Raw genomic sequence first — 24346 nt, 5'->3', positions numbered from 1 at the left:
CGGGGGGGAGCCTCTGCCGCAGGAAGGCAAGGATCTTGCCCGCATGCGCGCCGAGCTGGGCATGGTGTTTCAGCAGTTCAACCTGTTCGCGCATATGACGGTGCTGCAGAACGTCATGCTGGGGCCGGTCGACGTGCTGGGCGTGTCCAAGGAGGAAGCTCGTGAGCGCGCCATGGACCTGCTGAGCCGCGTGGGCGTTGCCGAACAGGCCGACAAGGTGCCCGCTCAGCTCTCGGGCGGCCAGCAGCAGCGCGTGGCCATTGCCCGCTCGCTCGCCATGCAGCCCAAGGCCATGCTCTTCGACGAGCCCACGAGTGCCCTTGACCCCGAGATGATCAACGAGGTGCTCGAGGTCATGGTCCGCCTGGCCCAGCAGGGCATGACGATGATCGTCATTACGCACGAGATGAACTTCGCCCGCCGCGTTGCCGACCGCGTCGTGTTCATGGCCGACGGCCAGATCGTGGAAACCGGCGCGCCCGACGAGTTCTTCGACCATCCCCAGACCAAGCGCGCCCAAGACTTCCTCAACTCCATCAAGGGCCACTAGCCCAATTGCCATATCCGCTCGCCATGACCATCCAAACTCGAAAGCAACACCTATGATCGGAACTCGCACTTCATCGTCATACACCCCGCACGTCAACGTCGACCCCGCCGACCGTCCGCTCATCCTGGTGGCGCCGCGCTGGGAAGAGGCAAAGCCGTTTTTAAGCGAGACACTCTCCCCCAACGAGGAAATCGCAAGTGTCTTTGTCGATGCCATTCTTGCTGCCGGCGGCCTGCCGCTGCAGATGTCCATCACCGAGGACATTGAGGTCATCCGTCATTACGTCGACATCGCCGACGGCATCGCCATCCCCGGCGGCCCCGATGTCAATCCCAAACGTTGGGGCGATGATCGACCCTACGACCCCACCCTCTGCTGCGAAATCCGCGATAGTTTTGAGTTTAAGCTGGTCGACGAGGTACTCCGCGCCAAAAAGCCGCTCTTTACCACCTGCCGCGGCACGCAGCTGCTCAACGTCGCCACCGGCGGCACCCTGTGCATGGACGTGCCGAGCCTGGGCGCGCGCGAGGGCCGCACGCAGTGGCGCCATACCCACGTGCTCAACGACCCTGTGCATCCTGTCGAGGTCGTGCCGGGCTCGCTGCTGGAGCGCGCGGTTGGCGGGCACAGGCTGATCCAGACCAACTCCGCACACCACTGCTGCGTCGATCGTCTGGGTAAAAGCACGCGCTTGGTCGCCAAGGCAACCGACGGCGTGCCCGAGTGCATCGAAGTCGAAGGCCAGCCGTTCTGCCTGGGCGTGCAATGGCACCCTGAGTACACGTGGAAGACGCTCGAGACCGACTTTGACCTGTGGAAGTCGTTTGTCGAGGCAGCGGCCAAGGTTAAGCGGGCTCGCTAGCTCGCGAATCACACAGGCTTAAACCTTCCATGCCAGGGGGGGCGGACACCAGCTACGGTGCCCGCCCCCCCCCTGTATTTGATATGCTCGGTATGATTATCCCTCACAAACAATCAGAGAAATCTCGACCGCAATCGGTCGACAGTAAAGCAAATGGCAACAACGCTTGCTACGTTTATGAGACAGTCAATTAAAATCGAAATGCATTGACCATTCCCCAACGGGGTCACGCCGCAAATCCACATGAGCATCGAGGCTGGAAGCGGAAGCATGGAATTGGCCCCGATCTGTATGTAGATCGCTACGACGTTGACAAGCAGCAGCATGCCAATCGGACCGAAGCCGGCCCCAAAATAGGAAACAGCGATCACGCAAGAGACCACATATGCAAGACAGACGGCACTCGCCAGAAGAAGTCGATAGCAAAATACATGCAGGTTGAAATACTGCTGAGCATCCGAAACGATTGCGCAGTTAAGACAGTACAAAACGACACTCGACAGGACAAACGCGCCCAAAAGGGCAAAAGAAGATAGCACCACTCGCGCAACGATAGCGCACACACGCTTCCCTCCCCGAGCCTCCGACAACCCCCACGGTTCCTCGACAAAGCCCGAACTGACAAAGCGCGGCACAATGCAAGCCGCGATGAACGGAAAGAACAATGCATGGGCCAACGGGGCTACGTTGAACAGCAGACCGCGAAAAACCTCTGCATTGCCAAATAGAAGGACATCCTCCGCCGATAGCCGAAGCGTCGGGTCTGGGAAAAAACCCAAGAAACTGTTCTCACGGAGGCTACAGAACCACATCGGGAAAGAATTAAGCTGCAATATCACCATGTACGCATAAATTACCAGGATTAAGGCGTACGCCCATTTGCTCACATGCTTCAATTCTGACTGGAGAAGTCTTTTAATCTGACGAGCCATTGAGCACACCCCCAGCGCGAAAGCTCAAGAGAGCGTAAATCAATACCGATAGACAGCTGGCTGCCACGCCATATCCCAGAAGCGTCAGCTGCCCCATATCGCTATACCCAAGGGCACATCCGACTCCAAGGTACGGCCCCGGAAGGAAGAAGATCCATCGCAAGGATGGTATAGGTGCCTGAAGGAAGGCTCCGTAGAGCGTCAAGCTCATGACAAATCCGACTATCACCACGGCCCCACTCAATACAGCGCTGCCCGTTATCCGATAGATGGTCACCGTCTCCAGCGCAACCGATATCACCAATACGGCGTTGACTATCATTGCAGGCAAAAATACAGTTAGTATGTTGTGCGAGTAGTTATGCCCTCCACGTATTATGGCTATTGCAAAAAGAAGAAGGCAAAGCGCGCTATACGCTGCGCCAATTATTAAAGCAGACGAAAATGCATGGGCTAGAGCCCCATAAAAGCGGTTGAGACCTCTTGCCGAAGAAATTCGGTGCCCCTCTTTATAGCCATGCTCCTGTAAAAGCACCAAACAAACGATGAGTGGAACGAACAGGGATGTACCGGCAAAAGCGCTGCGCGCAAGGGACTCATCAGGCGCAGAAGGATCGATTGCATTCCAGAGGAAACCAATATCCTCCCCACAAACGCCATAGCCAAAGGCGAGCAACGTTGTTCCGTTTTTTAGAAAGATGCCGAAGAGAAGGCCGAACGCCAGCATAAGCGCAAGACCAAACTTCGCCGGAAATATCCTGTGCAAACGCATCATATCTGCCTTTATGGGATGGATCGCCCGCTTCATAGCGAGACCGCCTTCATCAAGCGCCTGTAATACTCTTTTAGGGATGGCGCCTCATCCCTTATGACGTCCATCGATTCCTTTTTTAGCAGTTCACCGTCATGAAGAAACAGGCAGCTTGTTGCAACCGATGCCAGCTCATCCAAGTCGTGGCTAGAGATAAGCATGGTTTTGCCCTGCTCCCGATTCAATCGACCGATAAGGGCCCATATACTCTCGATGCCCAACGGATCCAATCCATTTGCCGGCTCATCGAAAATTAGTACGTCGGTGTCGCCCAATAAAGCCGTAGCTATATCCAGTCGCCGTTTCATTCCCAGAGAAAAACTGCTCACGCTCTTTTTCTCATCGACGTCCAGCCCGACTAGGCCCAAGACGCGAGGAACCTCACGTTTCTCATCGAGTCCCCATTCCGCACATCGGATCCGAAGATTCTCAGCCGCACTGAGGGATTGGTATGCTCCGCAGGAATCTGGCACATAGCCGACACGCGTCCGCATCAAGCTCAGCTCTTTTTTCGACTTGCCTCCAAAGAGCTCCACGCTCCCCGACGATGGCTCACAGAGGCCCAGCACTATTTTAATAAGCGTGCTTTTGCCCGCCCCGTTTGCACCAACAAGGGCGCAAAGCTCAGACTGATCCACCTCGAAGGAAACGTCATGCAAAACGCGGCGCCTCCCATAGCGCTTTGACACCCTTGATAGCCTTATCGTCGATGCGTTCATTGGCCTCCCGTTCCGCTTGATAGCAAAACCGCTCATATCGTTCCTTCTTTACTTTATCGTTTTCCATAGTTGTTATTGTTTTTCGATAACTCATATTTGCCAAGATAATCTAAAAGAAAGAACCCGTGTTAGACACGGGTCCCTTCACGCTGATATTTCGTTTTAGTTGTTCGCCTTAAGCTACTCGTCGCTCAAATCGACAGCAAAGACTGATGTCGGAAGCGACGCCTCATTGCCTCCGCCGTCCCGCATCTGCCTCACAACGTTTTTTGCACGCTCAACAATAAGCTCCTCAAGCTCTTTCTCACTCACGCGCTGAATAATATCTCCCGGTTGACAATCAAGCTCATCACAGATATCGAGGAGCGTCTTTAGGCGAATAGCTTTTATCTTTCCGTTTCTAAGCTTTGAAATATTAGCCGGAGTATGCCCCGTCGCCCGAATCAGATCAGCACTGGTCTTTCCGGTCTTAAGCAGCTGCGTCTCAAGCTCGATGATGAGATAGCTCATGTTTCCTCCTACACAAGCTCGTCAGACTGCTCTTGGAGCAGCGAGGCATAACTCCAGATCGCCGAGATAAATAAACAGACAACTGCGCCGATAAACGACCCCGCATCAAAGGTAGCGCCTTGGCAAATCTCAATAACGAAGGAATGAGGCACGATGTAAAGCTCCAGTCCGCCAATGGTGAGATTGACCGATCCATAGGCACCAACAAGCGAAACCGCGGCGTTAACAGCAAAGGCAAGCGCGAGAACACGGATAAGCCGCACATGCGTCTTGGTAAAGGGCGAGACGCCTCGCGAGATGTTACGGCTGATCCCGCACAGAACGACAAGCGAAATACCCATAACAAGCGCCATGCACAGTCCGCTTGGGATAACGATGCACCCGCCATCGAGAAGCGTCACGACACCGAAAGAATCGACAGAAGCAACGTTTGCAACCGCATACCAGATCACGTAAACAACCAACGCGGCAAAAGCGACGAGCATCCCTGCAAAAACGGCTGCCATGCAAAAACCGAGCTTCCTGATATTTTCGCCCGCCTTGGCCATACGCTGAACGCTGTTGGACATACACTCACCCTCATCGACTCTATCGTTATTCGAACGGTTTATCGAACAACGATATGGATTGCATGCGGAAAGCCCCGACAGTGTGCATAGGCAATTCACTAATCAGAAGAGGTGAGCGTGGATTTTTGGACACGTATCGAACGAGCGTGGATAATCTCCCACTTTGAGGCCGCCACCGGGCCTAAAACGGGAGATTATCCACGCTCATAGTCATCAAGGCTCACAGCCTCTTACTCGGCCGCCTCGCGCAGAGCCGACATCGTAGCCGCATATTGCTGCTGCAACGCATGCATCCCCTCGCGGGCGCCGTCAACGGCATCAGCGCCGCGCAGCGCTTCGGTTACCACGACCGCCGGCTCGTACAGATTATCGAATCCCAGGTTCTGGCTCACGCCCTTGAGCGTGTGCGCTGCCATAAACGCACTCTCGGCGTCTCCTGCCGCCATGGCAGCCTCCAGCTTGTCCATGCTCTCGTCATCCAAAAACTTGAGGGCAAAGCGGGCAAGCATTTCCCCGCCCATCAGCCGAGCGCACGCGTCGTCATAATTAGCGCCGATCTTCTCATACGCCTCACGCATGGAAATCATGGATTAAAAACTCCTTTGGTCAAACTAAATCGTGGGAAACGCGACGACGTCGGCGGGGCGTGCCAACGTCTCGGCAATTTGGTCTTGCACCTCGAGCAGGCAATCGAGCAGCAGCGGGTTAAAGGTGCCGCACTTACCGTCCAGGATCATCTGGATCGCCTCCTCGTGCGGGATAGCGTCCTTGTACACGCGCACGCTCGTCAGTGCATCGTACACGTCAGCCACCGAAACCACCTGCGCGGCGATGGGAATTTCGTCGCCCTTAAGGCCATCGGGATAACCCTTGCCGTCCCAGCGCTCGTGATGCCAACGCGCAATCTGGTACGCATATTCCATAAGCGCATTGCCGGCGTGATGGCGGCCCAGCTCTAGCAGCATGTCGGCGCCGATCGTGGTATGCGTCTTCATAATCTCGAATTCCTCGGGCGTGAGGCGCCCGGGCTTGTTGAGGATCGCATCGTCAATCGACATCTTGCCGATATCGTGCAGCGCCGAAGCCAGGGCGATCGTGGAGCGTTCCTCATTGTCGAGGGAGATCGTGCCGCTACGCTGGACCAGATAGCCAAGCAGCAGCTCGGTCAGCTTTTCGATGTTCGTAACGTGCCTACCGCTCTCGCCGTTGCGAAGCTCCATGACGCCGGCCATGATGTCGATGAGCATGCGACTGTTCTTGACGCGCTCGTTGTACTGTTGGGACAGCAGGTTCGTCAGGCGGCGCTGTTTGGCGTACAGGCGGATGGTGTTGCTTACGCGGCGGCGCACGACACGGGAGTCAAACGGGCGGTTGATATAGTCCGAGGCGCCCAGCTCGTACGCGCGCAGAACCGCATCATCGGAATCTTCGCTCGAAATCATGATGACAGGCAGATTATCGATACCCGATCGGCGCGACAGATCGGCCAGCACCTCAAAGCCGCTTATGCCCGGCATCACAATGTCCAGCAGCACGAGCGACAACTCATCGCCATAGCGGTCGACCATGTCGAGCGCCGCACGACCGTTATCGGCCTCGAGGATGCAATGCTCGTCCTTGAGCATCTCGCTGAGAATGGCTCGGTTCATCTCGGAGTCATCGGCGATAAGCACCAAAGGCTTTTCGCTTTGGAAGGCCTCGATGGAATCGGCATCGGTCACGACCGTACCGGCTTTTGCCTTAGCGCGGCTCAGTAACTGAGCAGCGCGGCCAACGCCCTCATCGACCGTCTCGCCATGAATGCGAACGCCACCAACACATGCCGTCAAGCTCACGTACTCATGGCCCGGAATAATCGTGGAATGAACGGCATCGGACACCTGATGCAGGCGACGGGTGAAGTCATCGGAGGGAATATTGGGCATGACAACCACAAACTTGTCGCAGCCATAGCGCACAAGCTCGTCAGTCGAACGGATTCCGCTGCGTATGGCTGTCGCCACAGCACCGAGCGCAAGGTCGCCGGCATGACGGCCACACGTATCGTTGAAGACCCTAAAATCATCAAGGTCGATCACCGCAACGCCGGCATTCACGCGGGTGCTACGGAGCTTTTCCTCGTAATATCGGCGATTGCGCACATTCGTCAGCACGTCGGTGTAGACAAGGTCCTCTTCTGCGGCCTCTTGCTCATCGATCGGACGCACCATCAGCAAGACGTGAGGCTCGCCCTCGACCTTCAAAGGGCGTAGACGGGCGCGGTACTCAGTGCCATCATTGAGCAGTTGCTCCGACACCTCATCGGAGTCTGCCAAAGCCTCAAGACTTGACTGACGCAGACAAGGACACCGATCACCGGCGAGCAGGCAGTTAGGCTCACTCTTAATCTGATCGGCCGACAGCAAACGCACCACGGGGTAGGTCTTCGCGACACGGGCGACCTCGGCGGCAGCCTCCTCGTCGGTTAGATTGACCTCGTGATTATTGAGCATATGGGGCCCTTTCGATAGTTTCGCATGGTAGCGGTGGGTTCCAAATGTTACAAGGGTAACACCTTGCCGATGCAGGTAAGCACGTGAATGCTGCCACATTCTTATGAGTTGGCAGACGGCGCGATTGAAGCCGCAGACGCGAGGTTTTGAGCACGTTTGTTAATACGGCCGAAACGTTTGCGGATGAAGCCTGCTTTGGCTATTGCGGATGCTAGAGCCCCAGGATGCCACGGACAGCCCGGGCAGCCGCTGCCGGGCGATCGCGCAGACCGTTATGCGCGCCCGGGATCGTCACGAGAGGGCAATCGAGATATTCGGCAGCCGCTCGCGTGCCAGCCTCGCGGGGCGTGCCAATCGAGAGCTCGCCTAGGAGCACGGCGGCCACCGTTTTCGACGCGCGAACGCTATCCCAATCGGGAACGCAGGTCATAGTAATCCCGTATTCGTTTGCCATGAAACTGCGGCCGTTGCGCAGGGCATGCTTGGCTTCTGCCTCGGTCGTTCCAGGAGCCTCGGGGTCCAAGTCGCCGAGGGCTCCCAAGAAAAGCCGGAGCGCCCTTGAAACCTTTCCAGCCGCAATCATATCGAGCAAAACCGGAGCTGCGCCCATGCCGACGCCTTCGGCCGACACAGCCGGCTCATGCAGAATCGCACGGGCGACGAGATGGGGTTCAGTGCGAAGAAGCTCCAGCGCCACCAACGTACCGGCGCTGTGCGCAAGCACATTTGTCGGAGCGCCAACGTGTTCGATCACGGCCTGCAGGTCGGCGGCCTGAGCGGCAAGATCATAGCTGCCGTCTGCCGCTTCGCTGCTGCCACCACAGCCGCGGCGGTCGTAGGCAATGACGCGGTAGTCACAGGCGAGCTCGCGGGCGATACCGTCAAAAAAGACGCCGTCAACACAAGCGCCGTGCACGCACACCAAGGCAGGAGTATCAGGCGACACATCCGGGCCGGCATATTCGCGACAGGCAATCGTGGTGCCCGCATTCTCGACCGTAAAATCCATGTTGTGCCCCCATCATCAATGCTCATCCAGTTGCACGTCAGCACGGTTGGATGGACCCGCATTGCTTTACGCCTTGTTAACAGATTAACTGTACCCGACCCGAGGCTTTTCATGGCACGGCATCATGAGCGACGTGAAAAAACGAAACTTGTAAAGCAAGAGCCCACACCTTGCTTTGGAGCCGATGCTATGCTTAGGCACAATTGTCTTGAGGAGCATATGCCTATGTCTACGTTTTTGAATGCCAGCCCCATCTTTGGGCCCGTTCGCAGCCGTCGCCTTGGTCTCTCGCTCGGCGTCAACATGATGCCGGCCAGCGGCAAAATCTGCACGTTCGACTGCATCTACTGCGAGAACGGCCTCAACGCCGAGCGCCCCTGCCACGAGCCGTACAACACAGCTGCCGTGGTACTCGAAGCGCTCGAGGCAAAGCTGCGCGAGATGGCAGCCGAGGGCGAGCCCCCCGATGTAATCACCTTCGCAGGCAACGGCGAGCCCACCGCCGCACCGGAGTTTCCACAGGCCATCGCCGGCGCCGTCGCGCTGCGCGATCAGCTAGCCCCCAACACCAAGATTGCCGTGCTTTCCAACGGCACGCGCGCCGACCAGCCCGCTGTGCACGATGCGCTCATGATGGTCGACGACAACATTCTTAAGCTCGATACCGTCGACCCGGCGTTTATCCAGCTGCTCGACCAGCCCGTTGGCCCCTATGACGTCGAGCACCAGATCGAGACGTTCGCAGGCTTTAACGGTCATGTCATTATCCAGACGATGTTTTTGAGCGGTGAGTACCGGGGCAAGTCTCTCGATAACACCGGCGAGGAGTACGTCGGCCCTTGGCTCGCGGCGCTCGAGCGCATTCGTCCGCAGGAGGCGACCATCTACACGGTCGCGCGCGAGACACCAGTCGCCGGCCTTGCCAAAGCAGCGCCCGAGGTGCTCGACGCCATTGCCGCGCGCGTGCGCGCCCTCGGTATTCCCTGCCAGGTGAGCTACTAGCGCGGCCGCCCGCCAGCAGCTAAATTAGCCCCATCCCAAATGAGCTGGTCTGCGGGTGGGCTATACTAGCTGCGGATGAAAGGAAGTTAGCCATGTATGACAAAGGACCCGTGCCCGGCCGCAACGACGCTTGCTGGTGCGGCAGCGGCAAGAAATACAAGAAATGCCATAGCGCCTTTGATGAGCGCCTCGAGCGCTTGTGGGAAGAAGGCTGGGAGGTTCTGCCTCGCACGCTCTACAAGACTCCCGCCGATATCGAGGGCATCAAGCGCTCGGCAGCCATCAACGTGGGCGTGCTCGATTATGTGGGCGAGCATATCGCCGCAGGCATGACCACCAACCAGATCGACCAGATGATCTACGACTACACCGTCGAGCACGGTGGCACGCCGGCCGACCTCAACTACGAGGGCTACCCCAAGAGCGTGTGCACCTCGATCAATGATGTGGTCTGCCACGGCATTCCCTGCGATACGGACGTGCTGCACGAGGGCGACATCATCAACGTGGACTGTTCCACGATCCTAGACGGCTACTTTAGCGACTCGAGCCGCATGTTCTGCATCGGCGAGGTCTCGGCCGAGCGCCAGCGCCTGGTCGATGTCACCCGCGCCAGCGTGGAAGCGGGTCTGGCGGCCGTCAAGCCATGGCTGCCACTGTCCGTTATGGCCGAGGCCGTGCAAAAGACCGTCGAGGACGCCGGTTTTAGCGTGGTGCGCGAGTACGGCGGACACGGCATCGGTAAGGAGTTCCACGAAGACCCATTTGTGGGCTTTACCACCGAGGCGCCCGATGTGGATACCATCATGGCCCCGGGCATGGTCTTTACCATCGAGCCTATGGTCAATGCCGGAGCGCCCGACATCAAGATTAGCAAGGGCGACGGCTGGTGCGTGCGCACCAAGGACGGCAGCGATTCGGCCCAGTGCGAGGTACAGCTCGTGGTGACCGAGGACGGCTACGAACTGCTCAGCTGGTAGCCGTGGATGCGCCGGGCTACGCGATGGATATGTTAACCATCACGAAGCCCGGCGTTTTTTAGCGTTTTACCTGGTAAAACCTGCCAAAATAAACCTGTCCCTTTTTGGCAGGTCGAGCGGAGAGGACTGTTTGTGAACATCCTGGTTTTGCTGCCCGTCAATGACCGCCATCGCGCAATTCTTGAGTCGAGCGCTCCGGGCGAGGACTTTATCTACACGAGCGCCGACGCCATCACGCGCGAGCAGGTCGCCGACGCCGACGTGATCTTGGGCAACATCGACTCTGACATGCTCACGGCATGCGAGCATCTCCAGCTGCTGCAATTGCAGACCGCCGGCTATGACGACTACCTTGCCGCCGGCACCGTGCCGGCCGACGCCAAACTGTCTTGCTCGGTGGGCGCCTACGGTCAGGCTGTGAGCGAGCACATGTTTGCCATGGTCCTTTCCATGATGAAGCGCCTGCCCGGCTATCACGACTTGCAGCGCGAGCATCGCTGGGAGGATTTGGGGCCGGTCACCTCGCTCAAAAACGCCAATGTGCTGGTGCTGGGCGCGGGCGATGTCGGTGGCCACTTCGCCACGCTCTGCCGCAGCATGGGCGCGCACGTCCGCGGCATCAAGCGCCATCCGCTCGTCTACCCCATTGTGTTTGAGGACATGGACGGCATGGATGCCCTGCCCGAGCGCCTGGCCGAGGCTGACATCGTTGCATCCTTTATGCCGAGCACACCCGAGACCCGCGGCCTGGCGAACGCCGAGTTCTTCGCCGCGATGAAACCGGGTGCCTTCTTTGCCAACGGCGGCCGCGGCGATCTTGTGGTCGCCGACGACTTGGTTGCCGCTCTGGAATCGGGACATCTCGCCGGCGCCGCGGTCGACGTCACCGACCCCGAGCCGCTGCCTGAGACAAGCCCCCTGTGGGATGCGCCCAACATGCTCATCACGCCGCACGTCTCGGGCTGGTTCCACCTAGCCGCCACGCTCAACAACGTCGTCGACATCGCCGCGGAGAATCTGCGTCACCTGCAGGCCGGCGAGACGCTACATTGTTGGATTGAGCACTAAGAATTACGCCGTTTTACAAACGGCGTAATGAGCCGACGCTGCGACTGGGGAGGCCGGGGCTATCCGTCTTCTTGCTGCGGGTGCCTGGGGCGGGGTTCGGCGTGCATTTTTGGGAATATTCAGTGCCCGAGGGGGCTGCATACCGGATTCTGGGCGAAAGGCAGGCGCCGCGGGCAGCAACCTGTGGAAAATGAGCGGTCCTCGGGGCGTTGGGGGTGCGAAATCGGGACATTCGGCGCGGTTTCGCGCGCCCGTTCTTGCGCCTGTGGGCCCCGGATGCTGAATATTCCGGAATTTGCACGGCGCCCCCAGGGGTACCTGTGGGCGGAAAGCGACCGACCCACCGAAATATGCAATCGGCGGGTCGGTTTATGCATATATCCGATTGCGGACGCGTCGGCAGCACCTCAGAACCTGAATCCCTAAACATGTCCCTTCTTGATAGGTTTTAGAGCTCCACGCTTTCGGCGCCGTTGATGGTTAGGTTGCGCTCGTAGAAGGCGGTGAGGGCGCGGATGGCGTACATCACGTCGCGCACGCCGCCGGTCTCGTAGCTCGAGTGCATGGCAAGCTGCGGCAGGCCCACGTCCACGGCATGCATGCTCGCCTGCATGTTCGACAGGTTGCCGAGCGTGGAGCCACCCGCCATATCGCTCTTGTTTGCGAAGGCCTGCGTGGGCACGTCGGCGTCATCGCAGATGGCCTGGAACACCGCGCGGCTAAAGGCATCGGTGCAGTAGTGCTGGTTGGCGGCTTCCTTGATGACGATGCCGCCGTTGAGCACAACCTGGTTGCGGGCGTCGCACTTCTCGGCGTGGTTGGGGTGCACGGCATGCGCGTTGTCGCAGCTCACGAGCATCGAAGCGGCAAGCGCACGGTGGTACGACTCATCGTCAAAGCCCAGCGATCCGTTGATGCGGCGCAGCGCGTCGGCCAAGAACGTCGACATGGCGCCCTGCTTGGTCTCGGAGCCAACCTCCTCGTTATCGAAGCAGCAGAAGACCGAAACGTCGTGCGCATTCTCGGCACCCAAAAATGCCTGCAGCGAGGTGTAGGTGCAGGCCAGGTCGTCGAGCTTGGGCGTCGAGATAAACTCGTCGGCCCAGCCCCAAATGCGCGCATCCTGACGATTGACCAGGAACAGATCGCGGCCCAGAATCTGCTCGGGCTCAACGTCCAGCTCTTCGGCGATCAGGGCATCGAAGTCACCCTGCTTAAGCTCGCCGGCGCTGATGAGCGGGCACAGGTCGACAGCTCGGTTGGGCGCAAAGCCCTCGTTAACGCCACGATTCATATGGATGGCAAGGCTCGGGATAATGGCAACTTCGCGCTCGGTAGCGAGCAAGCGGCTCTCGATACGGTCGCCCTCGCGCACCAGCACGCGGCCCGCAAGTGCCAGCGGGCGATCGAACCAGGTGTAGTCGATCATGCCGCCGTAGGCCTCGGTGTTCAGGCGCAGCGTCTCGCCCGCGCCGTCGAGCTCGGGCACGGCCTTAACCTTAAACGTCGGCGAATCGCTGTGTGACGCCGTGAGTTGAAAATGATAGTCGCCGGCAACGCCGTCCTCGCCCCACGTCGCGGCCAGGTCCTCGCCCACCTTAAAGGCAACGACGCTCGAGGTGTTGCGCTGCGTGTAATAACGCCCGCCCGGTTCGATATCCCACGCCGCATTCTCGGGCAGGTAGGTAAAGCCCGCCTCGTCGAGCTCGGCCATAATGGTCGCCGCCGTATGGAACATGCTGGGGCATGCCTCGATAAAGTCGATAAGGTCGTTGGCGGCCTCGATATCGTCGGCCGTCACATGCACGCGCTCGGGCGTTTCCTGATCCGTCATGCTCTCCCCTTTCGCTGGGTTGATGGTCCCCTCCAGCATACCCCGCCACGCCAGTGCCGCACTCTTCATTCCGTGCTTAATTCCGCACCGCTCACCAAGTTGAGCCATCATGCCCGCGCTCCTTTTGCGACAATTGCGCCAACAGGACGAGAGGAGCCGTCATGAAGCCACGTAACATTGCCATCGCCTGCGGTGTCGCGGGAGCCGCCGTCGGCCTTGCCGCTGCCACCGGCATCGTTTACCGCAAGCAAATCAAGTCCGTCGCGTCGCTCAAACGCTTGACCGACTATGCGGATGGCTATGACCTGTACGCAATCGACATCGCCTACGGCTACGATCTTGATCGCATCATCGCCGCTGGCGTGTGCGACGATCAGGCCTACATCGATGCCGTGGTGGCGCAGGTGCTGCCCGGTGCGCCGGCACATGTCCAGGCGCCCCAGTTTGCCTGCAGCGCTTTTGCCGCCGTAGATGCCGAAGGCCGCGTGCGCACCGGTCGCAATTACGACTTTAAGGACGACACCTCGGTGCTGCTGGTGCGCAATCACCCACGCGGCGGCTATGCCTCCATCGGGTTTGCCGCCCTTAACAACCTGGGCGATAACACTCCGCTTGACTCCGTCGCCGGACGTGCCGCCGCACTCATGGGCCCGTTTACCCAGCTCGACGGTGTTAACAAATGCGGCGTGTCCATTGCCGTACTCACTCTGGATTCCAAGCCCTGTGACCAGGACACGCAACGCCCCGTCATCAACACTTCGCTCGCCATCCGTCTGGTGCTCGACCGCGCGGCCACCACGCAGGAGGCCGTCGACCTGCTTTCTGCCTACGACATGCACGCCATGGCCGGACGCGACTATCACTTCTTTATCAACGACGCCGCCGGTGACGCGCGGGTGGTGGAGTGGGATCCGCGCGATCCCGACCGTGCATGCAAGGCGACGCCCGTACGCCAGGTCACGAACTTCTACGCCTGCTATGGCGACGAAGTGCTGCCCAACCAAAAGAATGGCGAGCTGGGCCATGGCAAGGAGCGCGCCATCGCCATCGCCGATGTCCTCGACGCCCATACCGGCGCCCAAGACGAGGCAGTCGCTTGGAAGGCCCTACGCGCTGCGGCGCAAGAGCCCAATCCGGAAGACATCACCAGCAACACGCAGTGGTCGGTCGTCTTCGACAACACCGAGCCCGCTGCCGCCATCACGCTGCGCCGCCACTGGGGCGACGTCGACGCCTTCGCGCTGTAAGGAGCTGGCACCGTCGTCCTTACGCTCGCCTGACGTTGCTTACATTTCTATACGCTTGAGCTAACACGTTTTACCCCCGCATCAACAGTGTGCGGGGGTAAACTTATGCGCATGTTATAACTTGCCCGGAAGGATTCATCATGCTCAGGATCGGTCTTCTTACCAGTGGCGGCGACTGCCAGGCGCTCAACGCCACCATGCGCGGCATTGTCAAAACGCTTATGACCAATAGCAAAGAGCCTATCGAAATCTATGGTTTTGAGGATGGCTACCAGGGCCTTATCTACAGCAGGTTCCGCGTCATGACGCCCGCCGATTTTAGCGGCATCCTCACCCGCGGCGGCACCATCCTGGGCACGAGCCGCACGCCGTTCAAGCGCCTGGACATTCCCGAGGCCGACGGCGTCGAGAAGGTGCCCGCAATGGTCCACACCTATCATAAACTGCAGCTCGACTGCCTGTTTATGCTGGGCGGCAACGGATCCACCAAGACCGCCAACCGCCTGCGCGAAGAAGGCCTCAACGTTATCGCCCTGCCCAAGACCATCGATAACGACACCTGGGGCACCGAGTTGACGTTTGGCTTTACGAGCGCCATCGACGTCGCCACCAAGTGCATCGACGACATCCACACCACTGCCTCGAGTCACGGCCGCGTGTTTGTCATCGAGATCATGGGCCACAAGGTCGGTTGGATTCCGCTGTATGCCGGCGTCGCGGGCGGCGCGGACGTCATCTTGATTCCCGAGATCCCCTACGACATGGACAACGTCATCAAGACCATCGAGCATCGCATGGAGACCGGCAGCCGCTTTACCATCGTAGCCGTCGCCGAGGGCGCTATCTCCAAGGAGGACGCAGCGCTGCCCAAGAAGGAGTACAAGAAAAAGCTCGCCGAGCGCACGAGTCCGTCGATCGTCTACGACATCGCCAAGGAGATCGAGGCCAAGACTGGTCGCGAGACCCGCGTCGCCATCCCCGGCCACACGCAGCGCGGCGGCCAACCCGACGCCCAGGACCGCATCTTTGCGACCCAGTGCGGCGTCGAGGCGGCACTGGGGTGCCTACGCGGCGAGTTTGGCTACATGATTGCCCTGCGTGACGGCAAGATGTGCCACATGCCGCTCGAGGAGGTCGCCGGCAAGCTCAAGTTTGTCGACCCCCAGAGCGACCTGGTGCGCGAGGCCAAGGCGCTGGGCATCAGCTTCGGCGACGAATAGCCTCGGCCGAAACTGCTCTCATCGGAGACCCCAGGGCTTACATCCCAAATCGTCCTCGGACATGTCAGGACCCCGCCGTGCGCTTCGCGCGGCGGGGTCCTTCCGTCCTGCGGAAAGATTTGGGATGTAAGCCCTGAGGCCTCCTGCGGTAACTAGGGAGGCCGAGGCTATTCGTCTTCTTGCTGCGGGTGCGTGGGCTGAGATTTTGGGATGTTGCAGGCTCTTAGCTGAGAGTAGCACTGACATTTGTCCTGAAATGGCTGGTCGTTAGGGGTTGCTACCGGTAGTTGCGGTAGGGTTGGGGCAGATTCTAACTAGAAATGGTGGTCGCTACCGGTTGTTCTCGGCATACTCGGCTCATTCGATTACGGTCACCACATGAAAGGAACTGTCATGGATCTTGCGATGGCACAGCGGCTCGTCGATCGCCGCAAGGCTGCTGGGCTTTCTCAGGAGGCGCTTGCCGCCCAGCTGGGTGTGAGTCGTCAGGCTGTCAGTAAATGGGAGCGCAGCGAATCCTCTCCCGATACCGATAACCTTATTGCGCTCGCCGCGCTGTATGGCGTGTCGCTGGATGAGCTGCTGTATGGGGAGGCGGTGGATAGCACTGACGACTCGCAGGCTGATGATGAGGCGCAGAACAGCAACGCCGGCACCAAAGCTTCAGATAAGGCTGAGGAGGCTGAGGCTTCTACTGAACACGCTGATTGCAGCGATAAGCCACTTGTCGATATTTCCCTCGCGCGCGGCATCCACGTTATTGACCCCAACAAAGGCGAAGAGGTTCATGTTGGCTGGAATGGCATCCATGTGGCTAACGAGCGCAAGGGTGAAGAGGTCCATGTGGGGCCAGGCGGATTGCATATCGATACGCTTGAGGACGATGGACATAGTGTGCATACCAATGACGACGGCACCGTCACCATCGACGGCGAGACGTTTTCCAGCTGGAAGGAAGCACACGACAAGCTCGACCATCACGGCAAGCATTTCCACACCAAGGTCGGACGTGCATGGAACAAATTCCCCTTCCCTGTGCTTGTCGCCCTCGCCTATCTGGTGCTCGGCATTGTCTACGGCACATGGGCTACGGGACTCTTCCTCGTCTTTCTGATTCCCGTCTATTACGCGCTTGGCGACTTTATCGACCAACGCCACTTATCTAAGCTGATCGAGGTCATCTACCCGGCAGCCGCCATCGCTTGGTTCCTCTACATGTGGCTCTGTTTGGGACAGCCCCATCCTGCATGGATCATCCTCATCACGATTCCCGTCATCAAAGCGCTCATGCGCTGGTGCCTCAAACAATGGAAGCACCGCCAACAGGCCTAACACGCTCCGACCCACCAGCACCCAACCACCCCCGCCCTTCTCCTAAGTTGCGGTGAGATAGGGACTGTTTTGAAGCTCCAAAGCGCCAAACAGTCCGTATATCACCGCAACCTACAAACAACTGGGTCAGTTCCGGCACGGAGATTAGCATTGAGCTGACCACGCGCCAAGAAAAGGGCCTATTTACTACGTTTAACTCGAGAGGGCCGACCATACCCGCCTTTTCCGAATATTTGCAAGCCCTCTACCTGCGGTTTTAATTTCATAATCTTTGTCATGGTCGAGGGTGTGGTAGCAAACGTAGTAGATAGGCCCGTTTTGCGGCATACGACCCATTCAAGCCCAATCTCGAAGGCTGGAGAAAGCCCTTCATCCACGCCTGTGAGCGAAAACCAAATAGAATGAAAGGCAAATGGAAAAGCCCGTTTAACGAGCGGAGGACATATGCGCGACGTAGCCGAAAGCGACTGGAAGCTGTTTAAGAAAATGCTTCCTCAATGGCAAGAACGTTATATGGAAAAGCTCATCGGCCAGTATGTTGAGATACTGAACGGCGACAGTGAAGCGTCCAGTAGATTTTGGGCACTAGAAGAGCGCCTCAATAGAGACAAGCTGTCCTCAGGCGTAATTGCAAACGACATTCGCCGCAGCACAATGCACCGCGAGATAGCCAATTTGCTTATCGACAGCGTGATCACCCTTGACGACCTTGACGGTTTTACCGAGGACATTAAGAGCTATGCGCAACACTGGATTGGCCAGTAAGAGCACTGAACGACAGACATCCCCAGCAAAACGGGGCAAACGCCGGGCCACCTAATGGTTGTCCGGCGTTTGCGCAGATAAAACCTGCCAAAATAAACCTGTCCCTTTTTGGCAGGTCACTCGGCGCTCTTGAGGGCGCCGACCATGTCGATCTTGTTGAGGGTACGATTGGTGGCTAGGTTGACGATAAACGTAAAGCCAAAGGAAAGCACCACGGCGAGCACGTAGCTTAGCGGCTCGACTTCGACGTCAAAGTACAGCGACGGCATCTGCAAAATGTACGTAAAACTCTCGGCCAGCAAGCCGCCCAGTGGCACGCCCAGCGCGGCGCCAATTGCCGTGAGGATCAACGTCTCCTTGTTGACGTAATGGTGCACCTCGCCACGGCGGAAGCCCAGCACCTTGATGGTCGCCAGCTCGCGTTCGCGCTCGGAGATATTCGTGTTGGACAGCGTAAACACCACCACAAACGACAGGCATGCCGCCATAAAAGTCACGAGCACCACGACCGAATTGATGATCGCAAAGTTCGCCTCGTAGTTCTGCCAATGTTCGGCCGTGCTCGAGATGGTGAGCCAACCGTCGCTCTTAAGCTTCTTGCTAAACGCAATCTGGTCGGCCGACGAGCCCTTAAGCAGCACAAAGACGCCGTTGAGGCGTGCGCTTCGACCGAACGCGCGCTCATAGGTGCCCTGCGTCATGTAAAGCGTGTTGCCAAGATAGTTAAGCGAAATGTCACTGACTTTGACCTTGGCAACATTGAGCGACGAATCCTGGACGTATGCCGTATCGCCCGGCTGAATCCCCAGCACCAGCTGTGAACTCTTACTCAGATACACGTCTCCGTCACGCAAAGACAGCGGCTCTTTGGACTCGTCCTCGAGGCGCACATAGTCGTCCAGGTCGTTCGTGCGGTCATCGGGCACCACGATCAGCTGCACGGTCTCGCTCTTGCCGCCAAACGTAAAGGTGACGTTGTCGGTCATAATCGGCAGCGTCGAAGTCACGGTCACGTTGGAATCATTGGCCGCGCTGCGCTCATCCAACGCCGCGCACGTCTGCGTAAAGTCATCGGGGTTGGCGACCGCCAGCAAGTCATAACGCGTGATATGCCCGTACTGTTTGGGCGAAAGCGCCACCGACGTATCGCGAATACCCATACCGCAGATCACAAGCGCGGTGCAACCCGCGATGCCAAAGATGGTCATAAAGGCACGCTTTTTGTAACGGAACAGGTTGCGCGCAGCCACCTTGTTCAAAAAGCCCATGCGGCGCCAGATAAAGCCGATGCGCTCAAGTAGGATGCGCGAGCCGGCGCGCGGGGCCTTGGGGCGCATGAGCGAGGCCGGGGTCTCGGCCATCTCGTGGCGGCAGGCGATAATTGTGGCGCCCACCACGCCCACGGCAAACAGCGCCACCGAGACGATCGAGGACACGATGTCGTACGAAAGCAGCATCTGGGGCAGCGAGTACATGTCGTCGAACACCGTAAACAGGAACAGCGGCAGGCCCACAAAGCCGATGATATTGCCGAGCACGCCGCCAATCAGGCACGCCCACAGCGCATAGTCCACGTATTTGGACAGGATGCGCTCGCGCGAGTAGCCGAGCGCCTTGTACAGGCCAATGAGCGTGCGCTCCTCCTCGACCATACGCGTGGCGGTGGTGAGGCTGATGAGCACGGCGACGATAAAGAAGATGAACGGGAACACCGTCGCAATAGCCTCAATTGACGAGCTATCGCTCTCCACGCTTGAGTAGCTTGCGATATTGTCGCGGTCCTGGATGTACCACGTGCATTCACCCAAATCGGAAAGCTCGGCGCGGGCATCGGCAAACTGCTGGTCGGCGGCGGCGCGGCGCTGGTCCAAATCGGCCTGAGCCTGGGCGCGCTCCTCGCTGCCCTCGGCCATACGGTTGATGTTGTCCTGTTCAATCCCAAAGACCATGTTCGCTTGACGCTCGGCCGCGTCCAAGCTCGCCGGCGTATCGGCCGTCAGTTCCTGGGCACGCGCTTTTTCGCGCTCGTCACGAATCTTCTCGATATTGCCCTTGACCTCGTTAATCCTTGCCGTATAGGCATCGGAATAGGAGTTGAGGTCCTTGGCTCCCTCGACGATCACGTGGATCGCGGAATAGGACGACGACGTCGCGGCATCCTCACTCACGTAGAACTTGTAGTCCGCGGCCGAGGCGGCACGGAAGGCGTTGACTGTCGAGTCGGAGCTCACATCAGTGGGATCGAGGACCTCAGCCGTAATGGTGTAGTCCCCATCGGCAAACTGGTCCTTGGCGCTTTGGTTCGACGAGCTCGCATCGTTGGCGGCAAAGCTCACCGTATCGCCGATTTTCTTGCCCGAAGCCTTCAAAAAACGTGAGGTCACTGCTACTTCGCCCGAAGTCTCGGGCAGCTCGCCGCATACTAGCACCGGTTGGTCAATATTCTCTTTGGAGAGGCTCTGTACGATGACACGCTCGCGCGTCGTACCCACGGCGGTATAGGCGGTCTCGGTATAGATGCCCTCGGCCGTCTCGACGCCATCGACCTCTTGGATCGCAGCAAGATCGTCATCGGTCAGACCATAGGTCGACTGCACGTTGATGTCATAAACATTCTGCTGGTCAAAGTAAGCGTCGACCGAATCGCACAGATCCTCGCAACCCGCCTTAAGGCCACACATCACGCTCACGCCGAGCGCGGTGATCACGACAATGGACAAGAAGCGTTTGAGGCTGCCGCGAATCGTGCGGTAGACACCGCGGCGAAACACCGTCGGCACCATGTCGTTTGAACTTTGGGCAGTGCGGTAGGTCGTAAAATCCTGCTCGCGCTCCGTGTTCTGCGCGTCGCGGCGTTGGCTGTTTTGGCGGTCCTGATCCATGGGCGCTACCACTCGATCGTCTCGATCGGCACGGGATTTTGCTGGACCGTCTCGCTCTCCACTCGACCACTCTTAAAGCGGATCAGGCGATCGGCCATGGGCGCGAGCGCGGAGTTGTGCGTGATGATGATGACCGTGATGCCCTGCTTGCGACAGGTGTCCTGCAGCAGCTGCAAGATCTGCTTGCCGGTTTTATAGTCGAGCGCGCCCGTGGGCTCGTCGCACAGGAGCAGCTTGGGGTTCTTTGCCAGTGCACGGGCGATGGACACGCGCTGCTGCTCGCCGCCCGAAAGCTGCGCGGGGAAGTTGGCGAGGCGCTCGCCCAGGCCAACCTGGCAAAGCGTTTGCTCGGCATCGAGCGAATCGGGGCAGATTTGCGCCGCGAGCTCGACGTTTTCGAGTGCCGTCAGGTTGGGGACCAGATTGTAGAACTGGAAAACAAAGCCGACATCGGCGCGGCGGTATTCCACGAGCTGCGTCTCGTTGGCGGAGCTCACGTCGCGTCCGTCCACCGTCACGGTGCCGGAAGTTGCCGTGTCCATGCCGCCCAAGATATTGAGCGCCGTGGTTTTACCGGCGCCCGAAGCGCCCAGGATAATGGCAAGCTCGCCACGCTCAACGGTAAAGCTCGCGCCGTCGAGCGCATGAATGCGGGCATCGCCCTCGCCGTATGCTTTGATGACGTCTTTGAATTCAATATAGGCCATCGATTAATTCCCATCTGGTCGGATAACTCTTTAGTATTACCCATTTCGCACCGACCAAAAAGGGACAGGTTTATTTTGGCAGGTTTTATAAGGGGAAACGTACCTCTTTGGGGGCAGCGCGGGACGCGCAGGGGCGGCCGTGCAGATCGGCACAGCCGTCTCACGTGGAATCGACCGACGCCCGCCTTTCCGTGACACCGGCAACTCGTTTTTGCTTGTTGGCATGGCCGCCATTATGACTTGGGACTGAGCACTCAAATTCTCACTCCTCATTGCCACGCTTGCCGCAAGCTATCAGGGTGACGAGATGACGACGCTCGCTGTAGCAGCGCAGCCACACTCTATAAGCGAGGCGTTTGCCAGCAAAAAAGCGCGCGACAGGGTAAGCCCGCCGCGCGCTATCCTATGCGGACTAGTTATTGTTGTTGGTCATCGAGGCCACTGCTGCCGCAAGATTGGAAATGGGCATCGTCTGCAACCAGATGCGACCGGGACCGGTGAGCACGGTGTTGAACACGCCCTCGCCACCAAACATGATGTTTTTGACGCCCTTGACCATTTGAGCGTCGATGCTCACGGTCTCCTCAAAGCCGGCCACGTTGCCGGTATCCACAATCATCTGCTGGCCAGCAGCGAGCTCGTACTCAACCAGGTCGCCGTCGATCTCGGCAAAGGCAATACCCGAGCCCGTGAGCTTTTGCATGATAAAACCCTCGCCGCCAAAGACGCCGGTCTTTGCCTTCTTGTTAAAGTGGATGCTCAGCTCAACACCACTTTCCGCGGCAAGGAACGAACGCTTCTGCAAAATCCAGCTCTTGCCCGGACCGATCTCGATTGGCACGATGCGGCCGGGGAAGCAGGAGCCAAACGCGATCATGCCATCGCCACGCGCGGTCCAAATGTTTTGGAACAATGCCTCACCCGAAAAAGCCTTGGAGAACATCTTGCCGATGCCACCGCCCGAGGTAGACATTTCCATGTTGGGGGTCATCCAAGCCATGGCGCCGCTTTCGGTGATCATGGATTCGCCATCGCTAAGGTTGCACGTAACAACCGGGAAAGCCCCTCCGCCGATCTCGTACTGCATGACCGTCTCCTTTCCACTCAGGAGCCGAATAACGATGCCTATATTTTAGCAGGTAGAGATGCATATGTTCACACCGCCCATGCCCTCTCCTGCGGACGTTTCCCCAGATAAAACCTGCCAAAATAAACCTGTTCCTTTTTGGCAGGTTTTAAAGGCAAACGGTGAAGGTGATCTGGTTGCCGTGACCGGATACGGTGGCGGCGCCTCCATGGGCCTCGGCGATGGCACGCACCACGGACAGGCCCACGCCCGAGCCACCCGTCTTGGAGCTGCGCGACGCATCCGCACGATAGAAGCGATCGAACAATCGGTCCAGGTCGCCCTCGGGCAGCTCGTCCACGGCGTTCGATACGACAAGCTCGGCGGCGCCCTTGCCTTTGCCGTGCGAAACGGCGCACAGGCTCAGCTCAATCACGCTGCCCTCGCTCGCATAGCGCGTGGCGTTGTCCAGTAGCAACTCAACCACCTGCGCCACCGCCGCGGCATCGGCATGGGTCCGCACGCCGGTCGCAATCGACGTCGACAGGCGTTTACCGCCTGAGACCGCCACCGACTTAAACGGCGCCGCCGCCTTGTTCACCGCCTCCGAAAGATCGATCGACGCCATGGTAAAGCCCGCCGAGCCCTCGTCCATGCGTGCCAAGAACACCAAGCGCTCCGTGAGCGCCGATAATAGCGCACCCGCACTCGCCTTAGTGCTGCCTTAGCAGGTCGATGAGCATATTTAAAAAAGCAAGGTTATAGCTTAGTCGGACTTAAGGAACGGGCGGCTTCACATCTCGCCCTGCAAACAACGCCCGTACAGCGAGCGCGCTTGCCGCATGGGCGTTGCGGCCGCCTGCAGCTTATAGATAGGCGCCCTCGAGGCGCAGCAGCCACTCCTTGCGATCCAGTCCACCGGCGTATCCGTTGAGCGATCCGTCGGCCGCGACCACGCGATGGCACGGCACGATAATCGAAATAGGGTTGCGAGCGACCGCAGCCCCCACCGCGCGAGGAGATACAACGGGCGCTTCATTTCCCGGTACACGATGTCGAGCGGCAACACGCTGGGCGATCTCGCCATACGTAGCGACCTCGCCACGCGGGATCGAAAGCAGCTCAAACCAAACCTCACGCTGAAACGCCGTGCCGATCATATGCAACGGCGGCGTAAACCGAGGTTCCTGCCCTGCAAAATAAGCATTCAGCCAAGCCCAAGAACGCTCAAGCACCGAAGAAGCCGCGCCATTTGCCGGACTCACCGACAACATGCCACCAGTACCGGAAACCGCATCGACGCCTTCAACATGTTCGGAGTCTTCACGGAGAAGCGTGGAGCCAAAGTGCTCCTGCCCCTCAAACCAAAGCCCCGTCAGACCGCGGCCATCAGCGGCAAGCAGGATTTCGCCCAAAGGCGAAGCAAACGTCGTCGTGACCACCAGCGGCTCCTTTCAAAACTCCGCAACATAATACCGCGAATTGTGCAGACAACCCCCGCAGATACGTCCGGGCGAGCTCGCAATTACTTCAGCGAGGCTGTTTTTCCCAATCAAGCGAAGAAGACGCGGGGCTTCGACGCCAGGGCGGTACCCCCGCCAGCTGAGCTCTAATACTTTTCCCGAGAAGTGAACGAGTAAAAACGAAGTCCCGGAGCATCCACACCTTTAGACCGCAAAACCGCAGGATTCGCGCTGCAAAACCGCAGGAAATAGCGGTCAAAATATGCCAATGCTTCGGGGGTCCAAATAAGGTCCTTCACTTCTCGGGAAAGTATTAGACCTCAATT

Annotated in this window: 23 protein-coding genes and 1 pseudogene; 10 read left to right on the top strand and 14 right to left on the bottom strand. The window is 58.6% G+C overall.

From position 1 onward, the window contains the following. Both DXC67_RS05445 and DXC67_RS05440 read left to right on the top strand, forming a co-directional pair. A partial coding sequence (locus tag DXC67_RS05445) for an amino acid ABC transporter ATP-binding protein (protein ID WP_233503171.1) occupies positions 1–550 on the top strand: 550 nt, incomplete at its 5' end. Between the two features lie 52 nt (positions 551–602). Further along, on the top strand, positions 603–1412 hold the full coding sequence (locus DXC67_RS05440) for a gamma-glutamyl-gamma-aminobutyrate hydrolase family protein (protein WP_117637640.1): 810 nt from the start codon (positions 603–605) through the stop codon (positions 1410–1412). Positions 1413–1525: 113 nt separating this feature from the next. Here DXC67_RS05440 and DXC67_RS05435 read toward each other — a convergent pair whose 3' ends face one another. The 8 genes from DXC67_RS05435 to DXC67_RS05400 all read right to left on the bottom strand — a co-directional run bounded on the left by DXC67_RS05435 (position 1526) and on the right by DXC67_RS05400 (position 8454). Next, entirely contained in the window at positions 1526–2344 is an 819-nt protein-coding gene (locus tag DXC67_RS05435) for a hypothetical protein (RefSeq protein ID WP_117637639.1), read from the bottom strand. Further along, entirely contained in the window at positions 2328–3152 is an 825-nt protein-coding gene (locus tag DXC67_RS05430; protein ID WP_117584142.1) for a hypothetical protein, read from the bottom strand. Before DXC67_RS05430 ends, DXC67_RS05435 begins: the two co-directional genes overlap by 17 nt. After that, positions 3149–3910 (bottom strand): ABC transporter ATP-binding protein, encoded by a 762-nt coding sequence (locus DXC67_RS05425; protein ID WP_117584143.1) that lies wholly within the window; start codon positions 3908–3910, stop codon positions 3149–3151. Before DXC67_RS05425 ends, DXC67_RS05430 begins: the two co-directional genes overlap by 4 nt. 144 nt (positions 3911–4054) lie before the next feature. Next, the gene (locus tag DXC67_RS05420) at positions 4055–4384 is read right to left on the bottom strand and encodes a helix-turn-helix transcriptional regulator (protein ID WP_089572320.1); all 330 of its coding nucleotides are present in this window, start codon (positions 4382–4384) and stop codon (positions 4055–4057) included. Between the two features lie 8 nt (positions 4385–4392). After that, positions 4393–4932 carry a hypothetical protein gene (locus tag DXC67_RS05415; protein ID WP_147327752.1) on the bottom strand — a complete coding sequence of 180 codons (540 nt, stop codon included), beginning with the start codon at positions 4930–4932 and terminating at the stop codon, positions 4393–4395. A gap of 251 nt (positions 4933–5183) precedes the next feature. After that, complete coding sequence (locus tag DXC67_RS05410) at positions 5184–5540, bottom strand: Hpt domain-containing protein (protein WP_117584145.1); 357 nt, start codon at positions 5538–5540, stop codon at positions 5184–5186. Positions 5541–5564: 24 nt separating this feature from the next. Next, positions 5565–7445 carry a diguanylate cyclase gene (locus tag DXC67_RS05405; RefSeq protein ID WP_158551294.1) on the bottom strand — a complete coding sequence of 627 codons (1881 nt, stop codon included), beginning with the start codon at positions 7443–7445 and terminating at the stop codon, positions 5565–5567. A gap of 211 nt (positions 7446–7656) precedes the next feature. Then, a complete protein-coding gene (locus DXC67_RS05400) occupies positions 7657–8454 on the bottom strand; it encodes an alpha/beta fold hydrolase (protein ID WP_117637637.1) in 798 nt (265 codons plus the stop codon). A 225-nt stretch (positions 8455–8679) separates the two neighbouring features. On the opposite strand from DXC67_RS05400, the gene DXC67_RS05395 reads away from it, so the two are divergent. The 3 genes from DXC67_RS05395 (at position 8680) to DXC67_RS05385 (ending at position 11504) form a co-directional block, all read left to right on the top strand. After that, on the top strand, positions 8680–9456 hold the full coding sequence (locus tag DXC67_RS05395) for a radical SAM protein (protein ID WP_117637636.1): 777 nt from the start codon (positions 8680–8682) through the stop codon (positions 9454–9456). Positions 9457–9548: 92 nt separating this feature from the next. Next, on the top strand, positions 9549–10436 hold the full coding sequence (gene map / locus DXC67_RS05390; RefSeq protein ID WP_055286839.1) for a type I methionyl aminopeptidase: 888 nt from the start codon (positions 9549–9551) through the stop codon (positions 10434–10436). Positions 10437–10568: 132 nt separating this feature from the next. Next, a complete protein-coding gene (locus DXC67_RS05385; protein ID WP_117637635.1) occupies positions 10569–11504 on the top strand; it encodes a D-2-hydroxyacid dehydrogenase in 936 nt (311 codons plus the stop codon). Positions 11505–11952: 448 nt separating this feature from the next. On the opposite strand, the gene DXC67_RS05380 is transcribed toward DXC67_RS05385, so the two are convergent. Next, a complete protein-coding gene (locus tag DXC67_RS05380; protein WP_233503170.1) occupies positions 11953–13338 on the bottom strand; it encodes a M18 family aminopeptidase in 1386 nt (461 codons plus the stop codon). A gap of 161 nt (positions 13339–13499) precedes the next feature. On the opposite strand from DXC67_RS05380, the gene DXC67_RS05375 reads away from it, so the two are divergent. The 4 genes from DXC67_RS05375 to DXC67_RS05360 all read left to right on the top strand — a co-directional run bounded on the left by DXC67_RS05375 (position 13500) and on the right by DXC67_RS05360 (position 17902). Beyond that, positions 13500–14585 (top strand): carcinine hydrolase/isopenicillin-N N-acyltransferase family protein, encoded by a 1086-nt coding sequence (locus DXC67_RS05375; protein WP_117637634.1) that lies wholly within the window; start codon positions 13500–13502, stop codon positions 14583–14585. Positions 14586–14725: 140 nt separating this feature from the next. Continuing rightward, a complete protein-coding gene (locus DXC67_RS05370) occupies positions 14726–15805 on the top strand; it encodes a 6-phosphofructokinase (RefSeq protein ID WP_117637633.1) in 1080 nt (359 codons plus the stop codon). A 393-nt stretch (positions 15806–16198) separates the two neighbouring features. Beyond that, positions 16199–17137 (top strand): helix-turn-helix domain-containing protein, encoded by a 939-nt coding sequence (locus tag DXC67_RS05365; RefSeq protein WP_117637632.1) that lies wholly within the window; start codon positions 16199–16201, stop codon positions 17135–17137. 444 nt (positions 17138–17581) lie between these two features. Next, entirely contained in the window at positions 17582–17902 is a 321-nt protein-coding gene (locus DXC67_RS05360) for a multidrug transporter (RefSeq protein WP_117635687.1), read from the top strand. 116 nt (positions 17903–18018) lie between these two features. On the opposite strand, the gene DXC67_RS05355 is transcribed toward DXC67_RS05360, so the two are convergent. Next, positions 18019–20784: an FtsX-like permease family protein gene (locus DXC67_RS05355; protein ID WP_233503169.1), complete on the bottom strand. Its 2766-nt coding sequence runs from the start codon at positions 20782–20784 to the stop codon at positions 18019–18021. A gap of 5 nt (positions 20785–20789) precedes the next feature. Further along, on the bottom strand, positions 20790–21491 hold the full coding sequence (locus DXC67_RS05350; RefSeq protein WP_117637631.1) for an ABC transporter ATP-binding protein: 702 nt from the start codon (positions 21489–21491) through the stop codon (positions 20790–20792). Between the two features lie 109 nt (positions 21492–21600). Between DXC67_RS05350 and DXC67_RS10810 the strand changes: the two are divergent. Next, a pseudogene (locus tag DXC67_RS10810) lies at positions 21601–21741 on the top strand (hypothetical protein); the annotation flags it as partial. 162 nt (positions 21742–21903) lie between these two features. Here the strand turns inward: DXC67_RS10810 and DXC67_RS05340 are convergent. The 3 genes from DXC67_RS05340 to DXC67_RS05330 all read right to left on the bottom strand — a co-directional run bounded on the left by DXC67_RS05340 (position 21904) and on the right by DXC67_RS05330 (position 23999). After that, positions 21904–22578: a TIGR00266 family protein gene (locus DXC67_RS05340; RefSeq protein WP_117637630.1), complete on the bottom strand. Its 675-nt coding sequence runs from the start codon at positions 22576–22578 to the stop codon at positions 21904–21906. A gap of 148 nt (positions 22579–22726) precedes the next feature. Beyond that, on the bottom strand, positions 22727–23227 hold the full coding sequence (locus DXC67_RS05335; RefSeq protein ID WP_117637629.1) for a cell wall metabolism sensor histidine kinase WalK: 501 nt from the start codon (positions 23225–23227) through the stop codon (positions 22727–22729). 196 nt (positions 23228–23423) lie between these two features. Then, positions 23424–23999, bottom strand: coding sequence for a methylated-DNA--[protein]-cysteine S-methyltransferase (locus tag DXC67_RS05330; protein WP_233503168.1), 576 nt, complete (start codon positions 23997–23999; stop codon positions 23424–23426). Positions 24000–24346 lie beyond the last annotated feature (347 nt).

The organism is Collinsella sp. TF07-1 (assembly GCF_003437235.1).
GTDB lineage: Bacteria > Actinomycetota > Coriobacteriia > Coriobacteriales > Coriobacteriaceae > Collinsella.
Note: the sequence above shows the minus strand (reverse complement) of the source record. Positions and strands in the feature narration are given on the sequence as shown.